The sequence below is a fragment of the Microbacterium sp. F2E genome, from assembly GCF_020905435.1.
GTDB lineage: Bacteria > Actinomycetota > Actinomycetes > Actinomycetales > Microbacteriaceae > Microbacterium > Microbacterium lacticum.
The window spans coordinates 40,588-66,954 of sequence record NZ_JAJJIB010000001.1; the positions used below are offsets into that span (position 1 = coordinate 40,588).

Here is a 26,367-nt window from a genome sequence, read left to right on the forward strand (position 1 = left end):
GGCCCGGCGGCGGACCTCAGGCCACGGCGACCAGCGGCAGCCCGGAACCTCCGTCACCACCCGTCGGACCGGTGGGGCTGGTGTTGCCTCGTGGTGCACCCCAGGCCACACCCGCACCACGTCTCCGACGCCTGGTGAGCTACAGAGGGGCGGCGACGGGCGGCGTGAGCACGAGGGTGCGCGGGAGCGCGCGGCCGCGCGCGGCGCGCCGGTGCAGCACCCACTCGACGAGGGCGACGTACCCGCCGATGAGCAGGAACGACCAGAGGAAGCTCACCCACCCGGTCGACGACTCGGTCGGGTCCGACCCCGCGCCGAGCGAGAGCAGGAAGCCGGTCACGTTGTTGACGACGTGCAGGGCGATCGCCGACTCCAGCCCGCCGGTGCGCCACGTGAGCCACCCCGCGGCCACGGCGAACAATCCCACGCTGAGCTGACCGAGCAGGTCGTAGAGATGCCCCATCACGAACAGCGGCACCGGCAGCAGGATCGCGAACGCGGGGTGGCGCAGCCACCGCCCGATCGCCTGCATGAGGTAACCGCGGAAGACGTACTCCTCCGCCGCCGACTGCAGCGGCACGAGCAGCAGGATGATGATCAGCGACACCCACCAGAGCGGGTTCGCACCACCGTCGCCCGCGTCACCCGACGCCCCCGGCACGAGGAACGAGACTCCGGTCAGCACCGCCGACACCACGATCGCGATACCGGTGCACAGCAGCATCCAGCGCCACCGCAAGCGGCCGGCCGCCGAGGAGATGAGCCCGACGCGCTTGCCGTTCACGATGAGCGAGGCGAGCCAGTACGCCGGCAGCATCAGCACGATCGTGGCGAGCAGGAACACCAGCATGACCGGGTCACCGAGGTCGAAGGAGGGGTTCTCGGTCAGCACCAGCATGCGGTCGAGGAAGGTCGGGTCACCCATCGCCGCGATGATCATGAAGACGAGCACGACGACGAGCATCACGAGGTAGAAGACGATGCCGAGCGCGCCGACCGCGAGCGGCGTCCACCACCCATTGCGGCGCCGCGCGAAGATGAGCCGGTGGAACGCGAGCCCGCCCTCGATGGCATCGCGCGGCAGCTTCGCCGGCGCCGGCGGCGCCGGCGGCGCGGCGGGCGCGGGGTACGGGACGGGCGTCGGCGCGGCGGCGGGGGGAATCGTCACCCTCTCATGATGGGCCACCGGAGCGGATATCCAGCATCCCCATGGCATCCGGTGCCAGGATGGGGCTATGACTGCACCACGCATCCTCGTTGTCGACGACGAGCCGAACATCCGTGACCTGCTGGTGACGAGCCTGCGCTTCGCCGGCTACCAGGTGCGCGCCGTCAGCAACGGCGCGCAGACGATCTCCGCCGTGCTCGAAGAAGAGCCCGACCTCATCATCCTCGATGTGATGCTCCCGGACATGAACGGGTTCAGCGTCACCAAGCGCCTCCGCGGGGCCGGCTACACCGCCCCGATCCTCTTCCTGACCGCCAAGGACGAGACCGAGGACAAGATCGAGGGCCTCAACGCCGGCGGCGACGACTACGTGACGAAGCCGTTCTCGCTCGACGAGATCGTCGCGCGCCTGCAGGCGATCCTGCGCCGCACGATGCAGGCCGACGAGGAGTCGACCATCAAGGCGGGTGAGCTGACGATGGATCAGGACACGCACGACGTGATGGTCGGCGACGTGTCGATCGATCTCTCCCCCACCGAGTTCAAGCTGCTGCGCTACCTCATGCTCAACCCCAACCGCGTGCTCAGCAAGGCGCAGATCCTCGACCACGTCTGGGAGTACGACTTCAACGGCGACGCCGGCATCGTCGAGAGCTACATCTCCTACCTCCGCCGCAAGATCGACCCGTATTCGTCCGAGCCCCTCATCCAGACCAAGCGCGGCTTCGGCTACATGCTGAAGGCCGGCAAGACGGCCTGAACGGCCTCATGGCATCCGTCCACGCCGCCCACGCCCGCCGCGGTGACCGCGTCACCTCGTGGTGGCGGGGCACCAGCCTGCGCGCGAAGGTCACCGGCGTCACCGTCGCGGTGCTCGCGGTGGGGCTGCTCGCGGCGGGGCTCGGCACCGGGGTGTTCCTGCGGAACGCGCAGATCGCCGCGCTCGACCAGTACCTGCTGCAGCTCGCCCCCACCGACGTCGCCTCGACCCTGATGAGCGTCGAAGTCATCGACGGGGTGCCGCATTTCGTGGAGGCGGGTACGACGGCCACGCAGTACTTCGTCGCGGTCTACGGTCCCGACGGCAAGTTCATCGCGAGCGCGGGCGGTTCGGGCCCCGCCCCCGCCTTCCCCGAGACGTTCACGCTCGAGCAGACGCTGTCGAACCTCAGCCAGATCCTCGAGCTCGAGGCCGACGACGGGTCGGGCCGCTTCCATGCGAGCGCCGACTTCCTGCCGCCGATCGACGGGGTGATGGACAACTACACGCAGATGGTCGCGCTCCCCCTCTCGGGCGTCAACCAGACCGTCGCCAACTACATCGGCATCTACACGATCCTCGCGCTCCTGACGATCCTCGCCGGCGCCCTCGCGACGCGCTGGCTCGTCACGCTGGCGTTCCGCAGCCTCGGCCAGGTCGAGGACACCGCCATGTCGATCGCCGCCGGCGACCTCAGCCAGCGCATGGGCGACATCTCCCCCGGCACCGAGGTGGGGCGCCTGAAGACCGCGATCAACGCGATGCTCGACCGCATCGACCAGGCCCTCGGCCAGCGCGACGCCACCGTGCAGCAAATGCGCCGGTTCATCGGCGACGCGAGCCACGAGCTGCGCACCCCGCTCGTCACCGTCCGCGGCTATGCGGAGCTCTACCGCATGGGCGCCATCTCGGGCGACGAGCAGACGGCGCAGTCGATGGAGCGGATCGAGAAGGAGGCGATCCGGATGGGGGGCCTCGTCGAAGACCTCCTCGCCCTCGCCCGCCTCGACGAGCGGCGCGACATCGTCGTGACGGCCGTCGACCTGCGCCCGATCGCGCGCGACGCCGCGCTCGACGCGCGGGCCACCTCCCCCGAGCGCGCGGTGACGGTCGTGGATGCCACGCCGCCAGCCCCCGCCGCCGCGCCGACCGAGCCGGCACCGACCACGACGGCGACCACCGGGGCCGTGCGCCGCGGCAGTATCGCAGACGCCACCCGGTCGCTGCTGCGTCGGCGGCCGAAGCCCTCCGTCGTCGACATGCGCGAGGTGCCCGAGCAGTCCGTGCGCACGGCGCCCCCGCGCGACCCGATCGTGCTCGGCGATGAGAACCGCATCCGCCAGGTCGTCGCCAACCTGCTCGGCAACGCCCGCCGCTACACGCCCGCCGGCACCCCGATCGAGCTCGCCACCGGCGTCGACGACGAGGCCGGGATGGGCTGGATCGCCGTCGTCGACCACGGCGAGGGAGTGCCCGAGCAGCTGCGCGAGAAGATCTTCCAGCGGTTCTGGCGCGCCGACACGTCGCGCACGCGCGAGACCGGGGGCTCGGGCCTCGGACTGTCGATCGTGGCATCCGTGGTCGAAGCGCTGCACGGATCGATCGAGGTGACCGACACCCCCGGCGGCGGCGCCACCTTCCGCGTCGCCTTCCCGCTGGTGCAGGGCCGGGCCGCGGTCGAGCACCTGCTCATCCAGACGCAGCCGCTGCGGCGCCTCCCCGCCGCTGACACCGACGCCGCGGGCGACATCGCCCCCGACACCGCGACGGGCGCCGACGCGGGCGCCGACGCGACCGACCCCGACCGGGGCTGACGCCGCCTCCTCCCCAGACGGCCGATCGGGCGCTCTGTCCACCGATCCGCGGTTTCCGCTCTTGCGCGCACGGTGCGGCGCCTAGCGTTGCGGGCATCCGATCCGAAGGGAACCCGCTCATGACCGCCTTCTCCGTCGATTCCGACGCCGTCCTCTCCGCCACGAGCGCCATCCGCGCCACCGCCGACCGCCTGCAGGGCGAGACGGCGGCGATGCTCGGGCAGCTGACCCAGCTGCAGGGCGCGTGGACGGGCTCCGCCGCCGCCGCATTCCAGTCGGTCATCGACCGCTGGCGGGTCACGCAGCGGGAGCTCGAGGCGTCGCTCGGCGACATCGGCGTCGCCCTCGCCCACGCCGGCAACCAATACGCCCAGACGGAGGTCGCCGCGGCGGGCCTGTTCCGCTGACGCCGGCCCCGCTCCCGTCCCCAAGCCGCCGAACCGCCCCGCATCCCGGCCCGCCCGCACCCCACCGGGCACGCGAAAGGGCCCCTCCGAAGAGGGGCCCTTCCGTCAGAGATGACGCGTCAGACTCAGAAGTCCATGCCGCCGGTGGGGTCACCGGCCGGCAGCGGAGCCTTCTCGGGCTTGTCCGCGACGACCGCCTCGGTCGTGAGGAACAGGCCCGCGATCGACGCGGCGTTCTGCAGCGCCGAGCGGGTGACCTTCGCCGGGTCGATGATGCCCGCGGCGAACATGTCGACGTACTCACCGGTCGCGGCGTTCAGGCCCTGGCCGGCGGGGAGGTCGGCCACCTTGTTCGCGACGACGCCCGGCTCGAGACCGGCGTTGAGGGCGATCTGCTTGAGCGGCGCCTCGATGGCGACCTTGACGATGTTCGCGCCGGTCGCCTCGTCGCCCGAGAGCTCGAGCGTGCCGAAGACCTTCTGGCCCGACTGGATGAGCGCGACGCCACCACCGGGGACGATGCCCTCCCCGACGGCCGCCTTCGCGTTGCGGACGGCGTCCTCGATGCGGTGCTTGCGCTCCTTCAGCTCGACCTCGGTGGCCGCGCCCGCCTTGATGACGGCGACGCCGCCGGCGAGCTTGGCGAGGCGCTCCTGCAGCTTCTCACGGTCGTAGTCGCTGTCGGTGTTCTCGATCTCGCGCTTGATCTGGGTCACGCGACCCTCGATCTGCGCGGGGTCGCCGGCACCCTCGATGATCGTGGTCTCGTCCTTGGTGACGATGACCTTGCGCGCCTTGCCGAGCAGGTCGGTCGTGGCGTTCTCGAGCTTGAGGCCGACCTCTTCGGTGATGACCTGGCCGCCGGTGAGGATCGCGATGTCCTGCAGCTGCGCCTTGCGACGGTCGCCGAAGCCGGGGGCCTTGACGGCGACCGACTTGAAGATGCCGCGGATCTTGTTCAGCACCAGGGTCGCGAGGGCTTCGCCTTCGACGTCCTCGGCGATGATGACGAGCTCCTTGCCCTCCTGGATCACCTTGTCGACGATCGGCAGAAGGTCCTTGATGTTCGAGATCTTCTGGTTCGCGATGAGGATGTACGGGTCTTCGAAGACCGCTTCCTGACGCTCCGGGTCGGTGACGAAGTAAGGGTTGATGTAGCCCTTGTCGAAGCGCATGCCCTCGGTGAGCTCGAGCTCGGTGCCGAAGGTGTTGGACTCCTCGACGGTGACCACGCCCTCCTTGCCGACCTTGTCGATCGCCTCGGCGATCAGCTCGCCGATCTCGGGGTCTGCGGCGGAGATGGATGCCGTGGCGGCGATCTCCTCCTTCGTCTCGACCTCCTTGGCCGAGGCGAGCAGCTCGTCGGAGATGGCCTTGACGGCCTTCTCGATGCCCTTCTTCAGCGAGATGGGGTCGGAGCCGGCGGCGACGTTGCGCAGGCCCTCGCGCACGAGCGCCTGAGCCAGCACCGTCGCGGTGGTGGTGCCGTCACCGGCGACGTCGTCGGTCTTCTTGGCGACCTCCTTGACAAGCTCGGCGCCGATCTTCTCGAACGGCTCGTCGAGCTCGATCTCCTTGGCGATCGAGACGCCGTCGTTCGTGATCGTGGGGGCGCCCCACTTCTTCTCGAGCACGACGTTGCGGCCACGCGGGCCGAGGGTCACCTTGACGGCGTCGGCCAGGATGTTCAGGCCGCGCTCGAGGCCGCGGCGGGCCTCCTCGTCGAAAGCGATGATCTTTGCCATAAGTGTGTCGTCCCTCCCGGACGTGAGGATGAGTCTTAGCACTCACGATGATGGAGTGCTAACTCATTCTGGCACTCGGGCATGACGAGTGCAAGCCGGTCGGAGGGATGACCGGGCCGCCGCCGCGGGGCGACCGAAGCGGCGGGTTCAGGCGACGACGCGCACCGATTCGGCCTGGGGGCCCTTCTGCCCGGCGCCGACGGTGAACTCGACGGCCTGACCTTCTTCGAGCACCCGGAAACCGGACATGTCGATGTTGGAGTAGTGCACGAAGACATCCTGACCGTCGTCGACGGTGATGAAGCCGAACCCCTTTTCGGCGTTGAACCACTTGACGGTGCCGTGTGCCATGTCGAACTCCTGATGTTGCGGTGGGACTTCGCCAGACTAACCAGCGCGGATGCCTCTGAAGCGCCGCCTCGGCAATTGTTGACACGCGCGCACCGAAGAGTTCACACGCGCGAAACACACCCTCAGGCAGACCCGCCCGTCGCGGGTTCCCGGACCTCTCGCCGCCCGGCGTTCAGGGGGTTGCGGCGGGCTGGCCGGCATCGGTGCGGTCGAGACCCAGGACGATGACGAGCTGCTTCGCGGCGCTCTCGTCGACGTCGGCGGTGTCGGGGTCGTCGGCCGGCTGATAGGCGTCGCTGAGCTGCACGACGGCGCCGCCGATCGCCTGCGCGAGACCGCGCGCGGCGCCCTCGTCCTGCGGGAAGGCGTAGTAGATCGTCGTCTCGGGGAAGTCGTCGGTGGCGGCGTCGCTGTCGATGACGGAGTCGGCCGGCCACCCCGCCGCGATCACCGTGTCGCGCGTCGCGGCGGCGAGGCCGCTCTGCGGCGTCGCGTTGAGCACGAGCACCGAGAAGGAGGTGTCGATCACCGGTTCGGCGGTCGAGACGACGCTCACCGTCGGCTCGGGCGAAGGCGCGAGCGAGATGCGGCCGGTCGCGAGCATCGTGCCGAACACGCCGAGCGCCACGAGCACGACGGTCGCGATCACCGACCAGAGCAGCACGAGACCGCCACGGATGCGGGGGTTCTCGGCGCGGTGGGCTCCGACGCGGCCACGGTCGGCGGGAAGGTCGTCGAAGCGGTCCTTCGTCGGCGAGGTCTTGGGCACCAGAGAATGCTACCGGGCCGTGCCTGTGCGAACGGCTCCGCCCGCGCTGCCGAGGCCCGGCGCCGTCGCCGCGTGCGGCACGGCCGACCGGCGCGCGCGCTCGCGGGCCCGCTCGTCGCGCAGGCGCCGCAGGCGGTGGACGAGCAGGGCGTCGTGCGCCGCGGCATCCTGTTCGTCGATGACCCGCTCGAGCAGCTGGTAGTAGCGCGCCGGCGACAACGCGAGCTCGCGGCGGATCGCCTCCTCCTTCGCCGCGCCGTGCCCGTTCCAGCGCGCCTCGAAGTCGAGCAGGCTGCGATCGCGGTCGGAGAGGGGCACGATTCGAGGTTACGCGCGTGTGCGCCGGATGCCGGGATCGCCACTCGTACGGATCCGCATCGCCGAGGCATCCGTTCACCGCATCGAACGGAACACAACACCGTGCCTTCCGGTTGAATAGAGCAGACGAAGGGACGTGTCATGGCATACGAGGTGAACAAGACCGACGAGCAGTGGAGGGCAGAGCTCAGCCCGGAGCAGTACGCGGTGCTGCGGCAGGCCGGCACCGAGCGCGCCTGGACGGGCGAACTGCTCGACGAGAGCCGCGCCGGGCTCTACACGTGCGCGGCGTGCGGGGCGGAGCTGTTCAAGTCGGGCACCAAGTTCGACTCGCACTGCGGCTGGCCGAGCTTCTACGAGTCGGTGCGGCCCGAGGCGGTCGAGCTGATCGAAGACCGCAGTCACGGCATGGTGCGCACCGAGGTGCGCTGCGCGAACTGCGGTTCGCACCTGGGCCACGTCTTCCCCGACGGGTTCGGCACACCCACCGGCGACCGCTACTGCATGAACTCGCTGTCGCTCTCGTTCACCCCCGAAGGATGAGCGACCAGTCCCCGCGGCCCGCGCTCGAGGCGGTGCGGGCCCGGCGGTCGTGGTCGAAGGTGACGGATGCCTCCCCCACGCGCGCCGAGCTGGTCACCCTGCTCTCCGCCGCGGGTCGCGTCGCCGACCACTCGTCGCTCCGGCCGTGGCGGGTGATCGAGCTGCGCGGCGACGACCGGCTCGTGCTGGGCGCGGCGATCGGCGAGGCATCCGGTGACCGCAAGCCCTCGACGAAACCGCTGCGCGCGCCGCTCCTCCTCGCGATCGTGGCGAGTTACAAGAAGAGCGACAAGGTGCCGCGCTGGGAGCAGGAGGCGGTCGCCTCAGGGGTCGCGCACGCGCTGAGCCTGCTGCTCGACGAGGCCGGCTGGGGGGTCATCTGGCGCACCGGCGGATACACCCGCACAGCGGCGGTGGCGGCCGCGCACGGACTCGGACCTGACGAGGAGCTGCTCGGGTGGCTGTACGTCGGCGGCAAGCCCGATGGTGCGAAGCCGGGCCACCGGAAGGCCATCGATGCGCGCGCGCATCTGACACGGATGCCCGGCGTCACGACGCTGCCCGACGAGCTCGTCGCCTCGCGCGCGGCCGATCAGGCGCACGCGGCGGCGCAGAAGGCGGCCGACGCGCAGCGCCGCGCGGACAAGAAGCAGGCGAAGAAGGCCGCGAAGGCGCAGCAGCCGGTCGACTGGGCACAGAAGGCGGCGAAGGCCGAGAAGAAGGCACGTCACGCCGACGCCAAGGCGCGGAAGGCCGCCCGTCACGCCGAGAAGCGCGCCGTGAAGGCGGAGCGCGCACGGGTGCGGGCCGCGGCGGCGGAGCCCGACGCGGTCGACGGCTGAGGTTCAGCACGCAGCGGGCTCAGCGCGCCGGGCGCCGGCGATGACGACCATGAGCAGTTCCGTCGTCCACCCGGGTGAGGCGGCGGCGGGCCAGACCGCGTCGAGCGCAAAGGCAGTCACGAGCTGCCCGGCGACGGTTCCGAGGCCGAGCAGCAGCACGCCGGTGTGCACGACGAGGGCCGCCGACATGAAGATGTAGGTCACCCCGATGACGCCGCCGAGATACAGCCACGGCTCGACGGGGAACGCGGCCGGCGCGCCGACGAGGGCCACGTGCACGGCGGCGGCGATGACGAGCATCGTCGTGCCGCCGATGAAGTTGACGAGGGTCGCCGTGAGGGGCGTGCCGACGCGCTGGCGCAGCCGTCCGTTGGTGGCCTGCTGCCACGCGATGCCGACGCCGGCGATGACCGGCATGACCAGCATCCACCACGGCACCTGTTCGAGCACGCCGTCCTGCAGGGAGACGCCGACGGCGATGAGGGCGAGCAACCCGCCGATCAGGCGCGGCACCGTGATCGCCACGACGCCGGCGGGTCCGTAGCCGGCGCGGTCGAGGACGAGCCCCGAGATCGTCTGTCCGGCGACGACGCCGACGGTGAACAGCGACACCCCGATGACCGCGACGGCGAGACCCTGCGTGGCCACGGTGAACGCCCCGCCGACGCCGCCGGCGAGCATCCACCACGGGATCGTGCGGTCTCGGATGCCGGCGCGGAGTCGGCCGAACCCGCGGCGGCCCGCGGGGAGGATCGCGGACAGGACGATGAGGAGGACGAGCCCCGAGCCGAACGAGATCGCGGCGGCGACGAAACCGTCACCCAGCCGCAGCCCGAGCTGGCCGTTGATGCGCGCTTGGAGGGCCGTCAGGACGCCGACGATGACCGCACCGGTCAGCGCCACCCCGGCCGGGAGGCGTGCAGGGGCGGGAGAGGTCACGAAGACCCACCCTAACCCCGCGGCGGCTCAGCGCTCCGTGCGGGCGCGATCAGTCGTACCCGAGGATGCAGATCGCTTCGGTGATGGTCTCGGGTTCGGTCGAAGGGTGCGGCTCGTCCACGACACCGAGGCTACGCGGCGACCGGCGCCCGCGCCGCGCGCATCGCCGGAGATAACAAGGAGACGGTGCCGGCTACAGGACTTGAACCTGCAACCCCCTGTTTACAAGACAGGTGCGCTACCCATTGCGCCAAGCCGGCGAGGCCCCCTCAGTCTACGGTGCGGCGCATGGTGCGCCGCCGCGCCGAGTTACGGCGTGGCCGAAGGAGTCGGGGTCGGTGTCGGCGTCGGCGTCGCGTTCTTCGCGCTCTTGCCGCTGGCGCTCGTGAGCACGAACTGCGAGAACTCCGCGGGGTCGGTCATCTCGCCCTGGTAGGCCTCGCCGTTGACGATGACCATGGCGTTGCCGGTCAGCGACAGGCCGTCGGTGCCGTCGATGCCGGCGACGGCGCGCTCGGTGGCGGCCTTCGCCCACGAGGCATACATCTCGGTCTCGATGCACTCCCGCAGCTTCTTCGGCTCGTCGCCGGTGCCGTTGGCGGAGGCGATGTCGGCGAGGTCCTTGTCGGAGAACCCGTCGGAGTCGACCGCCGGCTGACGCTTGAGCAGGTCGCTGTTGAACTGGAAGAACGATGCCGGGGCATACGTCGCGACGCACGCCGCCGCGCTCGCCGCGCGCAGCGAGTACTTCGTGCCGTTCGACTTCGCGGTGAGCATCGTCACCGGGTGGTAGATGAGCGTCGCGGCGCCCTCGGCGACCCACGACGACAGCTGCGGCTCGTTGGCCAGCTGCCACTCGCGCGCCGACGGCGACAGGTAGTCGACGTAGACGTGGATCTGCACCGGTGCGGCGGTGGATGCCGTGACGGTCGGCGACGGCGTCAGCTCCCCCTCCGTCGGGGTCGGCGTCGCGGCGGCGCCCGGTGATCCGACGCTGCCGGTACTCGAGCTCGCGCTCGAGATGGACGTGACGACGAAGCCGTCCTGATCGGCACGGTCAGGTGAGAGCTGCGGCTTGCTCGCCGCCCCGCCCACGGTCACGCCGACGACCACGGCGGCGGCGGCGACGACGACGACCGCGGCGGATATCCAGGCGGCCCGGCGCACGAGCCGAGCCCGCGACTGACGCACGTGCACCTGCTGCGCCTTCTCGCGCACCGCCTCACGGCTACCCACAGGGGCGGGCGTCGAGCCCGTCGACGTGACCTCGCTCGACGCGGAGTCGCCCGTGGACGGCGCATTCGTGGAGTCGTCGCTGGACATGGAACCTCTCGGAAAGACTGTGCGGGTGCGCGGCGGCCTCTGGTCGGAGCGCGCATCGCCCCGGGGACGGCGACCCTCCCGATGCTAGAACCCCACCCTGGGAAATGCCCAGATGCACGCCCGTGAGCCGCCGCGTGCGATACTGGGAGGTGCACCCAATGTCGGGTGTGCGGGCCAGCCCCCGCTCATTCCATCACTACGGATCGTCCGGCACGTACCTGCCGGTGAAGGAGAAGAAAACCATGGCATCCGTCACGTTCGACAACGCCACCCGTCTCTACCCGGGCGGCACGCGCCCCGCGGTCGACAAGCTGAACCTCGAGGTCGCCGACGGCGAGTTCCTGGTCCTCGTCGGCCCGTCCGGCTGCGGAAAGTCCACGTCGCTGCGCATGCTCGCCGGCCTCGAAGAGGTCAACTCGGGCCGCATCCTCATCGGCGACCGCGACGTCACCGACATCCCGCCGAAAGACCGCGACATCGCGATGGTCTTCCAGAACTACGCGCTCTACCCGCACATGACGGTCGCCGAGAACATGGGCTTCGCCCTGAAGATCGCCGGCGTCGGCAAGGAAGAGCGCGCGCAGCGCGTGCTCGAGGCGGCCAAGCTCCTCGACCTCGAGGAGTACCTGACGCGCAAGCCCAAGGCCCTCTCGGGTGGTCAGCGTCAGCGCGTCGCGATGGGTCGCGCCATCGTCCGCCAGCCGCAGGTGTTCCTCATGGACGAGCCGCTGTCGAACCTCGACGCGAAGCTGCGCGTGCAGACCCGCACCCAGATCGCCTCGCTGCAGCGCCGCCTCGGCGTCACCACGGTCTACGTCACGCACGACCAGACCGAGGCCCTCACGATGGGTGACCGCATCGCGGTGCTCAAGGACGGCATCCTGCAGCAGGTCGGCACCCCGCGCGACCTTTACGAGAAGCCGAACAACGTGTTCGTCGCCGGCTTCATCGGCTCGCCCGCGATGAACCTGTTCCCGGTCGACCTGGCCTCGGCCGGCGGCATCCAGTTCGGCAGCGCCGTCGTCGACGCCGACATCGACAAGCCCACCAACGCCACGCAGGTCATCGCCGGTGTGCGTCCGGAGGACATCGTCGTGAACCCGGCCGACGGCCAGGGCCTCTCGGTGACGGTCGACCTCGTCGAGGAGCTCGGCGCCGACGGCTACCTGTACGGCCACACCGAGATCAACGGCAAGCGCACCGACATCGTCGCGCGCGTCGACGGCCGCAGCCACCCCAACGCGGGTGAGACCGTCGTGCTGGCCCCGGTGCCGCACCACGTGCACGCGTTCGACATCGAGTCGGGCGAGCGCCTCACCAAGAAGGCGATCGCCTCCGCCTGATCGACGGACTGATCGAACCCTGAAGCGGCGCGGGTGACTCGCAAGAGCACCCGCGCCGCGCCGCATCCTGACGAAAGCCGAGCACCCGTGGTCGACTCCCTCAGCATCACCGCCAGCAGCATCGACGCGGGGCTCCTGGCCCTCCCCTGGTCGACCCCGCTCGACGAGTGGCGCAGCGACCACATCGTCTCGCTGCCCAAGGGCCTCTCCCGCCACCTCGTGCGCTTCGCCAACCTCTCGGGCCGGGTCGTCGCGGTCAAAGAGACGACCGGCGAGATGGCGCGCCGCGAATACGAGATGCTGGGCATGCTCGCCCGCCTTGACGTCCCGTGCGTCAGCCGGGTCGCCGTCATCGACGGGCGCCGCACCCCCAAGGGCGAACCGCTGCCCGCGGCGCTCGTGACCGCGCACCTGAAGTTCTCGCTCCCCTACCGCGCACTGTTCACGCAGACCCTCCGCCCGCACACCGCGGGCCGTCTCGTCGACGCGCTCGCGGCGCTCCTCGTGCGCCTGCACACCGTCGGCTTCTTCTGGGGCGACGTGTCGCTGTCGAACACGCTCTTCCGCCGCGACGCGGGCGCCTTCGCCGCGTACCTCGTCGACGCCGAGACCGGCGAGCTGCACGAGGGTGGCCTCACGCGCGGTCAGCGCGAGCACGACCTCGACGTCGCGCGCACCAACATCGCCGGCGAGATCATGGACCTCGAAGCCGGTGGCCGGCTCGAGGGCGGTGTGGATGCCGTGGCCATCGCCGACGGCATCGTGTCGTCGTACCACTCGCTCTGGGCCGCGCTCACCGACCAGGAGACGTTCCCCGCGGGCGAGGCCTGGCACATCACCGAACGCGTGCAGCGCCTCAACGACCTCGGCTTCGACATCGACGAGATGTCGATCGAGCAGACCGCCGACGGCACCCGGGTCTCCATCCAGCCGAAGGTGGTGGATGCCGGGCACCATCAGCGGCGTCTGCTGCGCCTGACGGGACTCGATGTCGAGGAGAACCAGGCCCGGCGCCTGCTCAACGACATGGACGAGTTCCGCGCCCGCGTCTCACGTCTCGGCTCCGACGAGGAGATGGTCGCCCACGAGTGGCTCACCCGCGTGTTCGAGCCCGTGATCAAGGCGATCCCGTGGGATCTGCGCAGCAAGCTCGAGCCCGCCGAGGTGTTCCACCAGGTGCTCGAGCACCGCTGGTACATGTCGCAGGCGCGCGGTCAGTCGGTGCCCATCGCCGAGGTGCTCTCGTCGTACATCGACACGGTGCTGCGCCACCGCCGCGACGAGGCGACCGTGATGGGCCCGCCCACCGAGACCATGTCGATCCCGGTCGTCACCGCACCGATCGGCACGCTCGACGACGACGCCGAAGACGTCGACTGGCGTGACCTCGTCTGAGGCGCGAGGGGCCGAAGCCCCTCGCGGACGCTCAGTATCCGACCGTGAAGCGGCCGCGGGAGTGCTTCGGGTTCTCGATCTCGTCGACGACGGCGATCGCGAAGTCCTCACCCGAGATGAACGAGTCCCCGTTCTCGTCGACGACGAGCACGTCGCCGCCGTCGCGGTAGGTGCCGTGACGCTCACCGGGGTTGAAGCCGCCGAAACCGCCGGCAGGGTGGATGAAGAACCAGTCGCGGTCGGACTGCTCCGCCTGGAGGTCGTCGAGCACGCCGATCATCTCGAGGGCCTCGGCCTTGAACTCCTCGGGGAAGCCGCTGTCGACCAGGCGCGGACCCCCCGGGGCGACGAGGCTGCCGCCGGCGCCGCCGACGACGCCGAGGCGCACGCTCTCCGGCAGCGTCGAGGCGAGCGCCTCGATGTTCGGGCGCACGAGGCCCTCCATGTCGCCGCGCGGGGCGACGGCGACCACCACGGCATCCACGCCCTGCAGTTCGGCGAGCAGGCTCGGCACGTCGAGCAGCGTTCCCTCGACGTAGGTCACGCCGGGCACGCGCGCGCCCGCGACCTTGCGCGCGACGGAGAGCACGGTGTGGCCGCGGCCGGCGGCCTCGGCGACGATGTGACGGCCGGCGTAGCCGGTGCCACCGATGACAGCGATGTTCGACATGGACATCCTTTCGTGGGTTCTCCGGTGAGAAGTCCGGTGCGCGCGGGGCTATTCCCGCGCAGGGATCATCCGCCCGCGGCGCGGATCACTCGCTCGCGGCGCGGATGGAGGCGACCTGGTAGAGCGCGACCGAGGCCGCGATGCCCGCGTTGAGCGACTCGGTCGCCGACGAGATCGGGATCGAGACGATCTGGTCGCACGTCTCGGTGACGAGGCGCGACAGACCCTTGCCCTCCGAGCCGACGACGATCACGACGGGACGGTCGGCAAGCTCGAGCGCCGGGAGCGAGATCTCGCCGCCGCCGTCGAGCCCGAGGACGAACACGCCCTGCTTCTTGAGCTCCTTCAGCGTCGTCGTGAGGTTCGGCGCCATCGCGACGGGGATGCGGGCGGCGGCGCCCGCGCTCGTCTTCCAGGCGGCGGAGTTCACCCCGGCGGAGCGGCGCTGCGGGATGATGAGCCCCTGACCGCCGAAGGCGGCCGTCGACCGGATGATGGCCCCGAGGTTCCGCGGATCGGTGACCCCGTCGAGGGCCACCAGTAGCGGCGTCTGGCCGCGGTCGACGATCTCCTCGAGGAGGTCCTGCGGGTGCGCGTACTCGTACGGGGGCACCTTGAGGGCGACGCCCTGGTGCACGCCGTCGAAGCCCGCCATGCGGTCGAGCTCGGGGCGGGTGACCTCCATCACCGGGATGCCGCGCTGCGTCGCGATCGACAGCATCTCCTTCACGCGGTCGTCCATCTCGACGCGCTGGGCGATGTAGAACGCCGTCGCGGGGATCTTCGCGCGGAGCGCTTCGAGCACGGAGTTGCGCCCCGTCACGTTCTCGGTGTCGTCGCCCGACTTCGCCTTCGGCGCGCGCGAGCCCGCCGGGCGCTGCCCGGGCTTTCCCTTGCCGCCGGCGGCGGCGTAGCGCTCGGCGGCCGCCTTGCGCTTGCCGGCCGGGTGCCACGCCCGGTCTTCGGCCTTCGGCGTCGGCCCCCGACCCTCGAGGGCACGACGGCCGTTGCCGCCGGTGCCCTTCGTGGGGCCCTTCTTCTTGCCCTTGCCCGCTGAGGGGTTGCCCGGCTTAGCCACGGTTCACACTCCAATGGGTCCCGTCGGGACCGTCTTCGAGGACGATGCCGGCATCCGCGATCGCGTCGCGGATGCGGTCGGCAGCCGCCCAGTCCTTGCCCGCGCGCGCCTCGGCGCGCTGGGAGATCAGTTCTTGCACGAGCACGTCGAGGGCCCGCGCCTCGGCGTCGTCGGCGCTCCCCTGCCACTGCGGGTCGGCGGGGTTGAGGCCGAGGATGCCCGTCATCCGGCCCACCTCGACGAGCGCGCGCGCCGCCGCGTCGCGGTCGCCCGCGTCGAGGGCGGCGTTGCCCGCACGCACCGTCTCGTGCACCACGGCGAGCGCCTGCGGCACCCCGAGATCGTCGTCGAGGGCGTCGGCGAACGCCTGCGGCAGGTCGGCGGCGACGAGCGGCAGCGCCGTGCCGAGCACGCGCGTCGCGCGCTGCTGGAACGAGCGGATGCGCCCGAGCGCCGCCTCGGCCTCGGTGAAGGTCGACGGGGTGATCTCGAGCGATGACCGATAGTGCGCCGCGGCGAGCGCGTAGCGCACGACGAGCGGATCGTTCTCGGCGAGCACGTCGTGGGCGAGCAGGAAGTTGCCGAGCGACTTCGACATCTTCTGGTCGCCGACCGTCACGAGCCCGTTGTGCAGCCAGTACCGCGCGAACGGGTCGCCCGCCGCCGTCGACTGCGCCAGCTCGTTCTCGTGGTGCGGAAAGCGCAGGTCGATCCCGCCGCCGTGGATGTCGAACTGCGGCCCCAGGTAGCGCCGGCTCATCGCCGAGCACTCGATGTGCCAGCCGGGCCGTCCCGGACCCCAGGGCGAGTTCCACGTGGCATCCACCGGCTCGTCGGGCTTCGCGGCCTTCCACAGCGCGAAGTCGTGCGGGTCGCGTTTGGCGCTCTCCGGCGCATCGGCGGCGGGCTCCATCGCGTCGATGCTCTGGTGAGTGAGCGCGCCGTAGGCGGGCCACGAACGCACGTCGAAGTAGACGTCGCCGCCCGCGGCGTAGGCGTGACCGCGGTCGATGAGGGTCTGGATGAGCTCCTGCATCTGCGGGATCGACGCGGTCGCCCGCGGCTCGTAGGTCGGCGGAAGGATGCCGATCGCGGAATACGCCGCCGTGAACTCCCGCTCCATGCGGTAGGCGAGCGCCCACCACGGCTCGGTCGCCGACCCGTTCGCCAGCACCTTGTCGTCGATGTCGGTCACGTTGCGCACGAACGTGACCCGTCCGTACCGTCGCACGAGCCACCGCCGCAGCAGGTCGAAGGCGAGCGCGGCGCGCAGGTGATGGATGCCGGGGCCCGACTGCACCGTCGGCCCGCAGACGTACATGGTGACGTTCGCCGGGTCGAGCGGCGCGAAGTCGCGCAGCGCCTGCGCCTGGGTGTCGTAGAACCTGACCGTCACCCGACCAGCCTACCGGCGGGCCTCGCCGCCTACGGTAGAACAGTGCTGTGCTGCACGTGATCGCCATCCTCGCCGCCGCCGTGCTGTTCGGCACGACCGGCACCGCGCAGGCGCTCGGGCCGGAGGGCACGACACCGCTGGCGGTCGGGGTGATGCGCATGGTGATCGGGGGCACCGCCCTCGCCGTGATCGCGTTCTCGCTCGCGGCCCTCAGCCGCCGCCGGGCACCGGACGCCATCCGCCCTCGCCTCGGCATCCGTTCGGCGCTGCTGATGCTGCTGTCGGGTGTGTGCCTCGCCGTCTACCAGCCGCTGTTCTTCCTCGGCACCGCGCGCAACGGCGTCGCCGTGAGCACCGTGATCGCGCTCGGATCGGCGCCGGTGCTGGCGGGGCTGATCGAGTGGGCGCCCACCCGACGGCTCCCCTCGGCCCGGTGGATGGGCGCCACCGCGCTCGCGACCGTCGGCGTCGTGCTGCTCGGCTTCGGCGGATCGGCCGGATCGGGCGGCACCGACCCGATCGGGGTCGCCGGCGCGGTCGGAGCCGGAGCGTCTTTCGCGATCATCGCGAACGTGCAGCGCCGCCTGCTGGATGCCGGATGGGACGCCTTCACCATCGTCGGCGCCATGGGCGCGGCGGCCGCCGCCGTCAGTGCGCTCGCACTGCCGTTCGTCGACGTGTCGTGGGCGGGGCAGCCGCGCGGTCTCGCTCTCGTGCTGTGGCTCGGCCTTGCGACGATCGCCGTCGCCTACGTGCTGTTCACCTGGGGGCTGCAGGGCGTGTCGGCGGCGACCGCCGCGACCCTCACCCTCGCCGAGCCGCTGACGGCCGCGCTGCTGGGCCTGACGGTGCTCGGAGAGCGCCTCTCCCCGACCGCCGTCGCCGGGCTCGTCGTGCTCGCGGCGGGCCTCGCGCTCCTCGCCCGCGGCGCCCGCGGCTCGCGGGGGCGGAGCGCGTCACGCCCGTCCGGCGCGGCGGACGACCCGGCCCCGTACGCAGTGGAGGGCTGAGCTCTCCCCGCATCCATCCCGCCTGCCCCACCCCAACTGCAAGGGATCGTGTGCGACACGCCGAGCAGCACCCTGCGCACGCGGCGTGTCGACCTCAATCCCTTGCAGTTGCGCACGACGGCGAGGGGTGGATGCCACGCACCCGCCCCGAAAGTCGATGCGCGTCGACGACCGCTTTCGCGGCACCGGTGCCGGGCGCGCAGCTGCGGCACATCGTCGCGCAGGCCCGGGAGCGCGGCATCCGGAGCCTCTGGCTCGAGACGGGATCGGCGGATGCCTTCATCTCGGCCCGTGCGCTTACGCGAGCGAGGGGTTCGCCCCGTGCCGGCCGTTCGAGGGCTACGCGCCCGATCCGCTCTCCACCTTCATGACACGGGACGTCTGAGCCGTCAGCGCGGCACGACGAGCGCGGCGGCGTACGCCGCGACGCCCTCCCCCGTGCCCGTGAAACCGAGCCCGTCGGTCGTCGTCGCCGACAGCGACACCGGCGCTCCGAGGGCCGCGGAGAGCACCGTCTCCGCCTCCGTCCGCCGGGCGGACAGCCGCGGGCGGCGCGCTTGCACCTGCACCGAGACGTTGCTGATCGAGAATCCCGCCTCCTCGACGAGGCGGCGCACGCGGGCGAGGAACGCCTTGGCGTGCGCGCCGGCGTATTCGGGCCGGTCGGTGCCGAAGTGCGTGCCGATGTCGCCGAGCCCGGCGGCGGAGAGCACCGCGTCCACGATCGCGTGCGCGACGGCGTCTCCGTCGGAGTGCCCCCGGAGCCCCTGCTCCCCCGGCCACTCCAGCCCGGCCAGCCAGAGCGCGTCGTCACCGCCGAACGCGTGCACGTCGGTGCCGATGCCGACCCGCGGAACAGTCATCGCGGCTCCGCCCGGAGCGGCACCCGCACCCGGTTCGGCGTCTGCCTCGGACCGCAGCAGCGCGCGCGCACGGTCGAGATCGCCGGGGGTCGTGATCTTGAAGCCGCGCTCGTCGCCGGCGACCGTCCAGACCGCTCCGCCCGCCGCCTGCACCAGCGCGGCGTCGTCGGTGTGGTCGGCGGATGCCTCGGCGTACGCCTCGTCGAGCACCGTCCTGCGGAACCCCTGCGGCGTCTGCGCGGCGGCGAGCGCCGACCGGTCGACCGCCTCGACCACGGCGCCCTCGTCGACGCGCTTGATCGTGTCGACGACGGGGAGCACCGGCAGCACCGCGTCGTGGCCGTCGCGGACGGCGTCGATCACCCGCTCGAACACGGCAGGCGGCGTCAGGGCGCGTGCGGCGTCGTGCACGAGCACGACATCGACGTCGGCCCAGACGGCGTGCAGGCCCGCCGCGACCGACTGCTGACGGGTCGGACCGCCGGGCACCACGCTCACGAGGTCGTGACGGTCACCCGCGACCTCGCGCGCCTCGGTCAGCGCGTCGCCGACGCGGCTCGGCGGGGCGACGACGATCACCTGCGCGAGCGGCGCGGCGAACACCGCGACGAGCGCGTGATGGAGCACCGTATGCTCGTCGAGACCGACGAACGCCTTCGGCACACCCGCGCCCAGGCGCTCCCCCGACCCGGCGGCCACCACGATGACGGCGACGCGCGGAACGGGGACGATATCGCTGCTGCTCATGCCCTCGACCCTAGCGAGGGCGCGGGACGAGCGAGGCGCGGGAGAAGGTCAGCTCGCGAGAACCTCGTCGAGCACGCCGCCGGCGTGCTCCTCGTCGGCCTTCAGCGCCAGCGCGATCTCGGAGATGAGGATCTGACGCGCCTTGGCGAGCATCCGCTTCTCTCCGGCCGACAGGCCGCGGTCCTGGTCACGGCGCCACAGGTCGCGCACGACTTCGGAGACCTTGATGACATCGCCCGACGCGAGCTTCTCGAGGTTCGCCTTGTACCGGCGCGACCAGTTCGTGGGCTCCTCGGTGAAGGCGGCGCGCAGCACGTCGAAGACGCGCTCGAGCCCGTCCTTGCCGATCACGTCGCGAACGCCGACCAGATCGACGTTGTCCGCCGGGACCTCGATGATGAGGTCTCCCTGCGTGACATTCAGCTTCAGGTACTTCTTGGTCTCGCCCTTGATGATCCGGTCTTTGACCTCGATGATCGTCGCGGCGCCGTGATGCGGATAGACGACCGTCTCGCCAACCTCAAAAAGCATGCAGTTATGTCCTTTCGGCAACCTCAAGGATACCACAGCCGACATACGCTAAGGTTCGCCAGCTGGCGCCTCGCGCGACCCGCCTGCGGCCCCGGCCGCGGGCCGACGGGCGGCGCGGGCGCACCCTAGAATGGTGACGCACCGCCGCTCGCGGCGGGTGCCCCGCATCGTCACCTGGAGGACCCGTGAACACGCGCCGCCTCGCGCCCGTCGCCCTCGCCGCCGCCGTCCTGCTGGGCGTGACCGGCTGCGCCATGATCTCGCCCCAGGCGACGACCATCCCCTACTCCCCCGCCGACGGCGTGAACGTGCCCGCGTCGGGCCCCCTGAAGGTGCGCAACGCCCTCTTCGTCGCCGACGAGTCGGGCGAGAACGCCAACTTCCTCGCCGCGATCATCAACGACACCGACGCGGCGGAGACGCTGCTCGTCGGCGTCGACGGCGCCAACAAGAGCGTGCGGGTGCCCGCGCACTCGAGCGTGAGCCTCGGGTTCGACGACGCCGAGCCGCTGCTGTTCGAGGGTCTCGACACCCCCGCGGGCGCCGACGTCGACGTGACGTTCCAGTCGGGCGACGGCGAAGGCGTGCAACAGGCCGTGCCCGTGCTCGACGGCACGCTGGAGTACCTTGCCGACTTCGTTCCGAAGAGCTGACCCGCCGCCGGCTCAGGCCTCGAAGCGGTACCCGAGGCCTCGCACGGTGAGGAGCATCACGGGCTCCGACGGATTCTGCTCGATGCGCGAGCGGATGCGCTTGATGTGCACGTCGAGCGTCTTCGTGTCGCCGAAGTAGTCGCTGCCCCACACCCGATCGATCAGCTGGCCGCGCGTGAGCACCCGGCCCGCGTTGCGCATCAGCACCTCGAGCAGCTCGAATTCCTTCAGCGGCATGGCGATGACCGCCCCGTCGACCGAGACGGTGTGCCGGTCGATGTCGATCACCACGCGGCCGCCGTCGACGATGCGGTCGTCGACGTCGACCTCCTGCACCGCCGCACGGCGCAGCACCGCGCGCATGCGGGCGAGCAGCTCGCGCGACGAGTAGGGCTTCGTGACGTAGTCGTCGGCGCCGAGCTCGAGCCCGACGACGATGTCGACCTCCGAGTCCTTCGCCGTCAGCATGATGATCGGCGTCTTCGCGGTCGTGCGAATGACGCGGCACACCTCGGTGCCCGGCATGCCGGGGAGCATCAGGTCGAGCAGCACGATGTCGGTGCCGCGCGAGGCGAAGGCGTCGAGGGCGGCGGGTCCGTCCTCCGCGATCTCGACCTCGAAGCCCTCCCGCTGCAGCAGGTAGGCGAGCGGGTCGGCGAGATCCGGCTCATCCTCGACGATCAGGACGCGGGTCATGACGGGTCTCCTTTCGTCGGCGCGACATCGCGGGCCGCCCTGGGCTTGCTCTTGTTCTTCTGCTTCTTCGGCTTGGTGCGCCGACTGCCCTTGACGAGCGTGTTCTCGGGCGGCTCGACGACGCTCAGCCGCACCGTGAACGTCGAGCCGCGCCCGGGCCGCGACCACAGCTCGACTTCGCCGCCGTGCCGCTGCACCGCGTGCTTCACGATCGACAGGCCGAGCCCGGTGCCCCCGGTGCGGCGCGAGCGCGCCTGATCGGCGCGGTAGAACCGCTCGAACACCCGCTCCTGGTCGCCCTCGGGGATGCCGATGCCGCGGTCGGTGACGGCGATCTCGACGACGCGGTCGTCGGCCTTCACGCCGACGCCCACCTGCGCGCCCGGCGGGGAGTACGCGACCGCGTTGGCCACGAGGTTGCCGATCGCCTCGGTGAGCACCTGCACGTCGCCGCGCACGTACGCGCCCCGCGCCCCGCCCCGCACGATCGCGATGCCGGCGGCGTCGGCGGCTATCGACTGCGACTCGATGGCCGCCGCGACGACCTCGTCGACCGACACGTCGCGCAGCTCCGTCAGGTCGTCGGCCGACTGCAGGCGCGACAGGTTCATGATGCGCGAGGTGAGCTGGCCGAGCCGGGATGCCTCCGCGCTCAGCCGCGCCGCGAATCGCCGCACCTGGTCGGGGTCGTCGGCGGCCGAGTCGATGGCCTCGGCGAGGAGGGTGATGGCGCCCACCGGGGTCTTCAGCTCGTGGCTCGTGTTGGAGACGAAGTCGCGCCGCATCTGCTCGACCCGCTCGTGCTCGGTGATGTCGCGGATGACGATGAGGGTGAGGCGCGGCGTGATGACGCTCGCCCGCGCGGTGACGAGGCGCTGCTCGACGCCGCGGCGCAGCCGCAGGGTCGCGCTCTCGGGGCGTGCGGCGCGGCGCGCGGCGCGCACGACGGCGCGCAGCTCTTCGCCCGGCAACGAGGAGCCCTCGTGCATGTCGAACAGCTCCGCGGGCGCCGAGGCGGCGACGACCTGCAGCGACGCGTCGACCACCACGGCCGCCTCGTCCATCCCCTGGAGCACGGCCCGCGTGCCGTCGGGCAGTTCGAGCGACGCTTCGACGCGCGCCCGGTCGCGGGTGCGCAGCGCCAACAGCACCAGGGCGGCGAGCCCGCCGCCGATGACCGCACCGACGGCCAGGGCGACGATCGCCAGCTGCGTCGAGTCCATGCCCCCAGCGTAGGGTGGGCGGAAGGCGGCATCCGACGCGGACCGCCCCGCCGACGGCGCGTCGCAGCACTGTTCACCGCACCGGCACCGTTCGTTAACCTTCGCTGGTTAACTTCGGCGGGAGGATCGGCGCGGGCCGTGACCAGAGGTCACGCACCCCGGCATCCGTGCCGCCCCAACCCCTCGAGGAGAGACCGAAGATGCGCGAAGTTTTCCACCAGTCGCTGGAGGACGTGCGGGCCCGCCTGGTCGAGATCGGCGAACTCGTGACGGTCGCCATCGACAAGGCGACCCGCGCGTTCAGTACGAGCGACGTGGCGCTGGCCGAAGAGGTCATCGAAGCCGACCAGGTGATCGACGACAAGGCGATCGCCCTCGACGAGCTGGCGATCCAGATCCTGGCGCGCCAGCAGCCCGTCGCGCGCGACCTCCGCATCGTCGTCGCGGCGCTGCGCGTGAGCGCGTCGCTCGAGCGCATGGGCGACATCGCGGAGCACATCGCGCAGCTGACCCGCATGCGCTTCCCCGAGCGGGCGATCCCGAAGGGCCTGAAGAACACCTTCACGCAGATGGGCGAGCTCGACGTCGAGGTGGCGCGCACCCTCACCGAGCTACTGCGCACGGAAGACCTCGCGCTCGTCGAGACGCTCCGCAACCTCGACGACCAGCTCGACGACCGCCACCTGGCCGTCTTCGAGAAGGTGCTCAGCGACAACTGGCAAGGCGAGGCGGCGGCGACCGTCGACGCGACGCTCGCGAGCCGCTACCTGGAGCGCTTCGCCGACCACGCCGTCTCGGTCGCCAAGAAGGTCGCCTACCTCGCCACCGGCGACTGGACGCCCGACACCAACACCATCGCCGCGAGCGGCGAGCTGCTCGACTGATCACGACGCGCCCGGAGCGCGACGCGAACGCAGAAGAGGGGATGCCACGTGGCATCCCCTCTTCTCGGCTGCGACCGCTCGGGTCAGTGCTTGCCCTGGTTCGCCACGGCGGCGGCTCCCGCGGCCGCGGCCGCGGGGTCGAGGTAGCGGGCGGGCTCGATGGGCTCGAAGTTCTCGTCGAGCGTGTAGACGAGCGGGATGCCCGTGGGGATGTTCAGCTCGGCGATGTCGGCGTCGCTGATCTTGTCGAGGTGCTTCACGAGGCCGCGCAGCGAGTTGCCGTGCGCCGTGACGAGCACGGTCTTGCCGCTCGCGAGGTCGGGCTTGATCTCCGCCTCCCAGTACGGCAGCAGGCGGTCGATGACCATCTTCAGCGACTCGGTGCGGGGCACCTCGCCGTCGATGTCGGCATAGCGCGGGTCGTGGATCTGGCTGTACGGGGAGTCGTCGTCCAGCGGCGGCGGCGGCACATCGAACGAGCGGCGCCACAGCATGAACTGCTCGTTACCGAACTCCTCGAGGGTCTCAGCCTTGTCCTTGCCCTGCAGGGCGCCGTAGTGGCGCTCGTTGAGGCGCCACGAGCGCTTCACCGGGATCCACAGCCGGTCGGCGGTGTCGAGGGCGATGTTCGCCGTCTGGATCGCACGGCTGAGCACCGACGTGTGCAGCACGTCGGGCAGGATGCCCGACTCTTTCAGCAGCTCGCCGCCGCGGGCGGCCTCGCCGCGCCCCTGCTCGGTGAGGCGCACATCGACCCAGCCCGTGAACTGGTTCGTCTTGTTCCACTCGCTCTGCCCGTGGCGGAGGAGGATCAGCGTGTAGGGAGCGGTCATGCTCGTCATCCTACCGAGGAGGGCGCTGGCACACTGGGGATATGTCGCCGGAAAAACCGCCCCGATCCCGGAGCGGTCCCGCGGCGGGCGTCGTCGGCCAGGTCACCCGCGGCACGACGAACACGAACCGCCTGCGCCGCGTCGATCGGTGGATCGCGCGGCACCCGGTGCTGCGCCGCACCGACGATCCGCTGGTCGTCGACCTGGGCTACGGCGCGAGCGGGGTGACGGCGTTCGAGCTCGAGGCGCGGCTGCACCGCGCGCGGCCGGATGTCGAGGTCGTCGGCCTCGAGATCGACCTCGCCCGCGTCGCCCGCGCCGAGGCTCAGCTCGCCGACGTGCGCGCCGGGCGCACCCCGTTCTCCCCCGACGCGCACGTCTCGTTCGGCCGAGGCGGGTTCGAAGTGCCCCTGCCGGGCACCGAGCGCCGGCCCGCGGTGATCCGCGCCTTCAACGTGCTGCGGCAGTATGACGAGGGCGAGGTCGCGGCAGCGTGGCAGCGGATGAGCGCGCGGCTGCAGCCGGGCGGAATGCTCGTCGAGGGCACCTGCGACGAGCTCGGCCGCGTGTGCACGTGGATCGAGGTGGGGGCGGATGCCACGCCCCGCTCGCTCACGCTGTCGCTCCGCCTCGCGGGGCTCGCCTCCCCCGCGATCGCCGCCGAGCGGCTGCCGAAGACGCTCATCCACCGGAACGTGCCCGGCGAGCGCGTGCACGCGTTCCTCGCGGCGCTCGAGACGGAATGGGTGCGCGCGGTGGCGGCGGCCCCGTTCGGCGCCGAGCAGCGGTGGCGCACCGCGCTCGAGGCGCTCGCCGCGGCGGGCTGGCCCGTGCAGGGCCGCTCGCGCTGGCGCCTCGGCGAGGTCACCGTGCCGTGGGAGGTCGTCGCGCCGGCGTGACCCCGACGCGGTCGGCGCCTCGCCCCCCGCGCTCCGCGCCTCGCGCTCCGGGGCTCAGACCCGCGGAAGCGCGGCGCGGGCGTCGGCGGCGGTCATCCCCGCGGCGGTCATGAGGTCGACCGCGAGGGGGCGGAACGCGCCGATGAGGTTCTGGTCGACGCTCGACCGGCCCGCCGCCAGCGCGGCCGGGTCGAGACGCGTCGCGACGGAGCGCACCGCCTCCCGCGCGACCGGCTCGTAGGAGATGTCGACGAGCACGTCGGGCAGCAACCGCGCGGCGGCGGCCAGCTCGCCGAGCAGGTCGGCGGCGACCGGGCGCGGGGCGCCGTCGTCGCAGAGGTACACCACACGCCGGGCGATCACGCGGAGGTTGCGGGTCGCGAGATCGAGGTGCGTGCGCACCCGCTCCTGCCGGTCGAACTCGCTGCGCTGACGGTGCAGGAACGGCGAGATGCGGGCGATCGCGGCCCCCGACTCGATGCTCTCGCGCCAGGCATCCAACGGTCCCTGCAGGGCGCGTGCCTTCTCGAGCCCGCGCTCGGCGCGCCGCCGGTCGCCGGCGCGCAGCGCCTGCACGAGGGTCAGCACCGCGTCGTCGAACGCGGCGAGCACGACCGCGCCCTCCTGCGCCACCTGACGCAGGGGGCTCCGCGGCACGAGGGCGGTGACCAGCAGAGCCGCCACGCCCCCGACGATGCCGTCGACGAGCCGCAGGAACGGCACGCTCGCCGGGATCACCATCACGATCGCGGCCTGGATGGCCGCCGCGATCGCGAACCCCGGCTGGTCGTTCAGGAACCGCGCGACGACGAGGCTGACGGCGAGCGTGATCGCCAGCTGCCACCAACCGATGCCGGCGATGAGCACGATGAGCTCGGCGACCAGGATGCCGACGATCATGCCGATCACGGTCTCGAGCACCCGCCGCGGCCGCGCGTCGCGCACGAGTCCGAGGCTCGACACCGTCACGGTCGCCGCGAGGAGCGGCGCCGCGTGACCGAGCACGTAGTGCGCGAACGCGAACGCCGCCGTCGCGGCGATGACGATCTGCGCGACCGCACCGGCCGACTCGCGCACCCGCTCGATGCGGCGCCGCGGCGACAGCCGCGCCCGCCACCCCGTGCGGACGGCCACCGAGCTGGTCTGCGGGTCGGGCGCGCTCATCGT

General features: G+C 71.5%; 26 protein-coding genes, 1 tRNA gene and 1 pseudogene. 11 read left to right on the plus strand and 17 right to left on the minus strand.

Annotation, left to right across the window (positions count from 1 at the left end; translation table 11 throughout):
• Positions 1-139: 139 nt before the first annotated feature.
• A complete protein-coding gene (locus LOK55_RS00165; protein WP_229933746.1) occupies positions 140-1,168 on the minus strand; it encodes a CPBP family intramembrane glutamic endopeptidase in 1,029 nt (342 codons plus the stop codon).
• A 67-nt stretch (positions 1,169-1,235) separates the two neighbouring features.
• Between LOK55_RS00165 and LOK55_RS00170 the strand changes: the two genes are divergently transcribed.
• The 3 genes from LOK55_RS00170 (at position 1,236) to LOK55_RS00180 (ending at position 4,149) form a co-directional block, all read left to right on the plus strand.
• Positions 1,236-1,928: a response regulator transcription factor gene (locus LOK55_RS00170; protein ID WP_141380466.1), complete on the plus strand. Its 693-nt coding sequence runs from the start codon at positions 1,236-1,238 to the stop codon at positions 1,926-1,928.
• A gap of 8 nt (positions 1,929-1,936) precedes the next feature.
• On the plus strand, positions 1,937-3,742 hold the full coding sequence (locus LOK55_RS00175; RefSeq protein WP_229933747.1) for a cell wall metabolism sensor histidine kinase WalK: 1,806 nt from the start codon (positions 1,937-1,939) through the stop codon (positions 3,740-3,742).
• Between the two features lie 119 nt (positions 3,743-3,861).
• On the plus strand, positions 3,862-4,149 hold the full coding sequence (locus tag LOK55_RS00180) for a WXG100 family type VII secretion target (protein WP_141380468.1): 288 nt from the start codon (positions 3,862-3,864) through the stop codon (positions 4,147-4,149).
• Positions 4,150-4,274: 125 nt separating this feature from the next.
• Here the strand turns inward: LOK55_RS00180 and groL are convergent, their stop codons facing one another.
• The 4 genes from groL to LOK55_RS00200 form a co-directional block, all read right to left on the minus strand.
• A complete protein-coding gene (gene groL / locus LOK55_RS00185) occupies positions 4,275-5,894 on the minus strand; it encodes a chaperonin GroEL (protein WP_229933748.1) in 1,620 nt (539 codons plus the stop codon).
• Positions 5,895-6,041: 147 nt separating this feature from the next.
• The gene (locus LOK55_RS00190) at positions 6,042-6,245 is read right to left on the minus strand and encodes a cold-shock protein (protein ID WP_141380470.1); all 204 of its coding nucleotides are present in this window, start codon (positions 6,243-6,245) and stop codon (positions 6,042-6,044) included.
• A 172-nt stretch (positions 6,246-6,417) separates the two neighbouring features.
• On the minus strand, positions 6,418-7,014 hold the full coding sequence (locus tag LOK55_RS00195) for a LytR C-terminal domain-containing protein (RefSeq protein WP_229933749.1): 597 nt from the start codon (positions 7,012-7,014) through the stop codon (positions 6,418-6,420).
• 9 nt (positions 7,015-7,023) lie between these two features.
• A complete protein-coding gene (locus LOK55_RS00200; protein ID WP_141380472.1) occupies positions 7,024-7,332 on the minus strand; it encodes a DUF3263 domain-containing protein in 309 nt (102 codons plus the stop codon).
• Positions 7,333-7,473: 141 nt separating this feature from the next.
• Here LOK55_RS00200 and msrB point away from each other — a divergent pair, with 141 nt between their 5' ends.
• Both msrB and LOK55_RS00210 read left to right on the plus strand, forming a co-directional pair.
• Entirely contained in the window at positions 7,474-7,875 is a 402-nt protein-coding gene (msrB, locus tag LOK55_RS00205) for a peptide-methionine (R)-S-oxide reductase MsrB (protein ID WP_196323801.1), read from the plus strand.
• Positions 7,872-8,420 (plus strand): annotated as a pseudogene (locus tag LOK55_RS00210) (nitroreductase family protein); the annotation flags it as partial. The gene msrB and the pseudogene LOK55_RS00210, both read left to right, overlap by 4 nt.
• A 300-nt stretch (positions 8,421-8,720) precedes the next feature.
• Here LOK55_RS00210 and LOK55_RS00215 read toward each other — a convergent pair.
• From LOK55_RS00215 to LOK55_RS00225, 3 genes are all read right to left on the minus strand, one after another.
• Positions 8,721-9,656 carry a DMT family transporter gene (locus LOK55_RS00215; RefSeq protein ID WP_229933750.1) on the minus strand — a complete coding sequence of 312 codons (936 nt, stop codon included), beginning with the start codon at positions 9,654-9,656 and terminating at the stop codon, positions 8,721-8,723.
• Positions 9,657-9,843: 187 nt separating this feature from the next.
• Positions 9,844-9,916 (minus strand) — tRNA-Thr (locus LOK55_RS00220).
• Positions 9,917-9,965: 49 nt separating this feature from the next.
• The gene (locus tag LOK55_RS00225; RefSeq protein ID WP_229933751.1) at positions 9,966-10,979 is read right to left on the minus strand and encodes a thioredoxin domain-containing protein; all 1,014 of its coding nucleotides are present in this window, start codon (positions 10,977-10,979) and stop codon (positions 9,966-9,968) included.
• Between the two features lie 242 nt (positions 10,980-11,221).
• On the opposite strand from LOK55_RS00225, the gene LOK55_RS00230 reads away from it, so the two are divergent.
• Both LOK55_RS00230 and LOK55_RS00235 read left to right on the plus strand, forming a co-directional pair.
• A complete protein-coding gene (locus LOK55_RS00230; protein ID WP_141380476.1) occupies positions 11,222-12,322 on the plus strand; it encodes an ABC transporter ATP-binding protein in 1,101 nt (366 codons plus the stop codon).
• Positions 12,323-12,409: 87 nt separating this feature from the next.
• A complete protein-coding gene (locus tag LOK55_RS00235) occupies positions 12,410-13,717 on the plus strand; it encodes a DUF4032 domain-containing protein (RefSeq protein ID WP_229933752.1) in 1,308 nt (435 codons plus the stop codon).
• Between the two features lie 31 nt (positions 13,718-13,748).
• On the opposite strand, the gene LOK55_RS00240 is transcribed toward LOK55_RS00235, so the two are convergent.
• The 3 genes from LOK55_RS00240 to cysS all read right to left on the minus strand — a co-directional run bounded on the left by LOK55_RS00240 (position 13,749) and on the right by cysS (position 16,861).
• Complete coding sequence (locus LOK55_RS00240) at positions 13,749-14,387, minus strand: NAD(P)-dependent oxidoreductase (protein WP_196323836.1); 639 nt, start codon at positions 14,385-14,387, stop codon at positions 13,749-13,751.
• Positions 14,388-14,472: 85 nt separating this feature from the next.
• Complete coding sequence (gene rlmB, locus LOK55_RS00245; RefSeq protein WP_196323837.1) at positions 14,473-15,465, minus strand: 23S rRNA (guanosine(2251)-2'-O)-methyltransferase RlmB; 993 nt, start codon at positions 15,463-15,465, stop codon at positions 14,473-14,475.
• Positions 15,458-16,861 carry a cysteine--tRNA ligase gene (gene cysS / locus LOK55_RS00250; protein ID WP_196323838.1) on the minus strand — a complete coding sequence of 468 codons (1,404 nt, stop codon included), beginning with the start codon at positions 16,859-16,861 and terminating at the stop codon, positions 15,458-15,460. The genes rlmB and cysS overlap by 8 nt, the downstream gene beginning before the upstream one ends.
• A gap of 47 nt (positions 16,862-16,908) precedes the next feature.
• On the opposite strand from cysS, the gene LOK55_RS00255 reads away from it, so the two are divergent.
• Positions 16,909-17,871, plus strand: a complete 963-nt coding sequence (locus LOK55_RS00255) for a DMT family transporter (protein WP_229933753.1) — start codon at positions 16,909-16,911, stop codon at positions 17,869-17,871.
• A 389-nt stretch (positions 17,872-18,260) separates the two neighbouring features.
• On the opposite strand, the gene ispD is transcribed toward LOK55_RS00255, so the two are convergent.
• Together ispD and LOK55_RS00265 are read right to left on the minus strand one after the other, a co-directional pair.
• Positions 18,261-19,481, minus strand: a complete 1,221-nt coding sequence (gene ispD / locus LOK55_RS00260) for a 2-C-methyl-D-erythritol 4-phosphate cytidylyltransferase (protein WP_229933754.1) — start codon at positions 19,479-19,481, stop codon at positions 18,261-18,263.
• 48 nt (positions 19,482-19,529) lie between these two features.
• Complete coding sequence (locus LOK55_RS00265) at positions 19,530-20,012, minus strand: CarD family transcriptional regulator (RefSeq protein ID WP_141380483.1); 483 nt, start codon at positions 20,010-20,012, stop codon at positions 19,530-19,532.
• A gap of 185 nt (positions 20,013-20,197) precedes the next feature.
• On the opposite strand from LOK55_RS00265, the gene LOK55_RS00270 reads away from it, so the two are divergent.
• Positions 20,198-20,665, plus strand: a complete 468-nt coding sequence (locus LOK55_RS00270; RefSeq protein WP_229933755.1) for a DNA modification methylase — start codon at positions 20,198-20,200, stop codon at positions 20,663-20,665.
• A gap of 12 nt (positions 20,666-20,677) precedes the next feature.
• Here LOK55_RS00270 and LOK55_RS00275 read toward each other — a convergent pair whose 3' ends face one another.
• Both LOK55_RS00275 and LOK55_RS00280 read right to left on the minus strand, forming a co-directional pair.
• Positions 20,678-21,361 carry a response regulator transcription factor gene (locus tag LOK55_RS00275; RefSeq protein WP_229933756.1) on the minus strand — a complete coding sequence of 228 codons (684 nt, stop codon included), beginning with the start codon at positions 21,359-21,361 and terminating at the stop codon, positions 20,678-20,680.
• A complete protein-coding gene (locus tag LOK55_RS00280; protein WP_229933757.1) occupies positions 21,358-22,584 on the minus strand; it encodes a cell wall metabolism sensor histidine kinase WalK in 1,227 nt (408 codons plus the stop codon). The genes LOK55_RS00275 and LOK55_RS00280 overlap by 4 nt, the downstream gene beginning before the upstream one ends.
• A gap of 200 nt (positions 22,585-22,784) precedes the next feature.
• Here LOK55_RS00280 and phoU point away from each other — a divergent pair, with 200 nt between their 5' ends.
• Positions 22,785-23,468, plus strand: coding sequence for a phosphate signaling complex protein PhoU (gene phoU, locus LOK55_RS00285; protein WP_229933758.1), 684 nt, complete (start codon positions 22,785-22,787; stop codon positions 23,466-23,468).
• Positions 23,469-23,551: 83 nt separating this feature from the next.
• Here the strand turns inward: phoU and LOK55_RS00290 are convergent, their stop codons facing one another.
• Positions 23,552-24,301 carry a phosphoglyceromutase gene (locus LOK55_RS00290; protein WP_229933759.1) on the minus strand — a complete coding sequence of 250 codons (750 nt, stop codon included), beginning with the start codon at positions 24,299-24,301 and terminating at the stop codon, positions 23,552-23,554.
• Positions 24,302-24,342: 41 nt separating this feature from the next.
• On the opposite strand from LOK55_RS00290, the gene LOK55_RS00295 reads away from it, so the two are divergent.
• Complete coding sequence (locus LOK55_RS00295; RefSeq protein WP_229933760.1) at positions 24,343-25,200, plus strand: class I SAM-dependent methyltransferase; 858 nt, start codon at positions 24,343-24,345, stop codon at positions 25,198-25,200.
• A gap of 54 nt (positions 25,201-25,254) precedes the next feature.
• Here the strand turns inward: LOK55_RS00295 and LOK55_RS00300 are convergent, their stop codons facing one another.
• Positions 25,255-26,364 carry an aromatic acid exporter family protein gene (locus LOK55_RS00300; RefSeq protein WP_229933761.1) on the minus strand — a complete coding sequence of 370 codons (1,110 nt, stop codon included), beginning with the start codon at positions 26,362-26,364 and terminating at the stop codon, positions 25,255-25,257.
• Between the last annotated feature and the right edge of the window lie 3 nt (positions 26,365-26,367).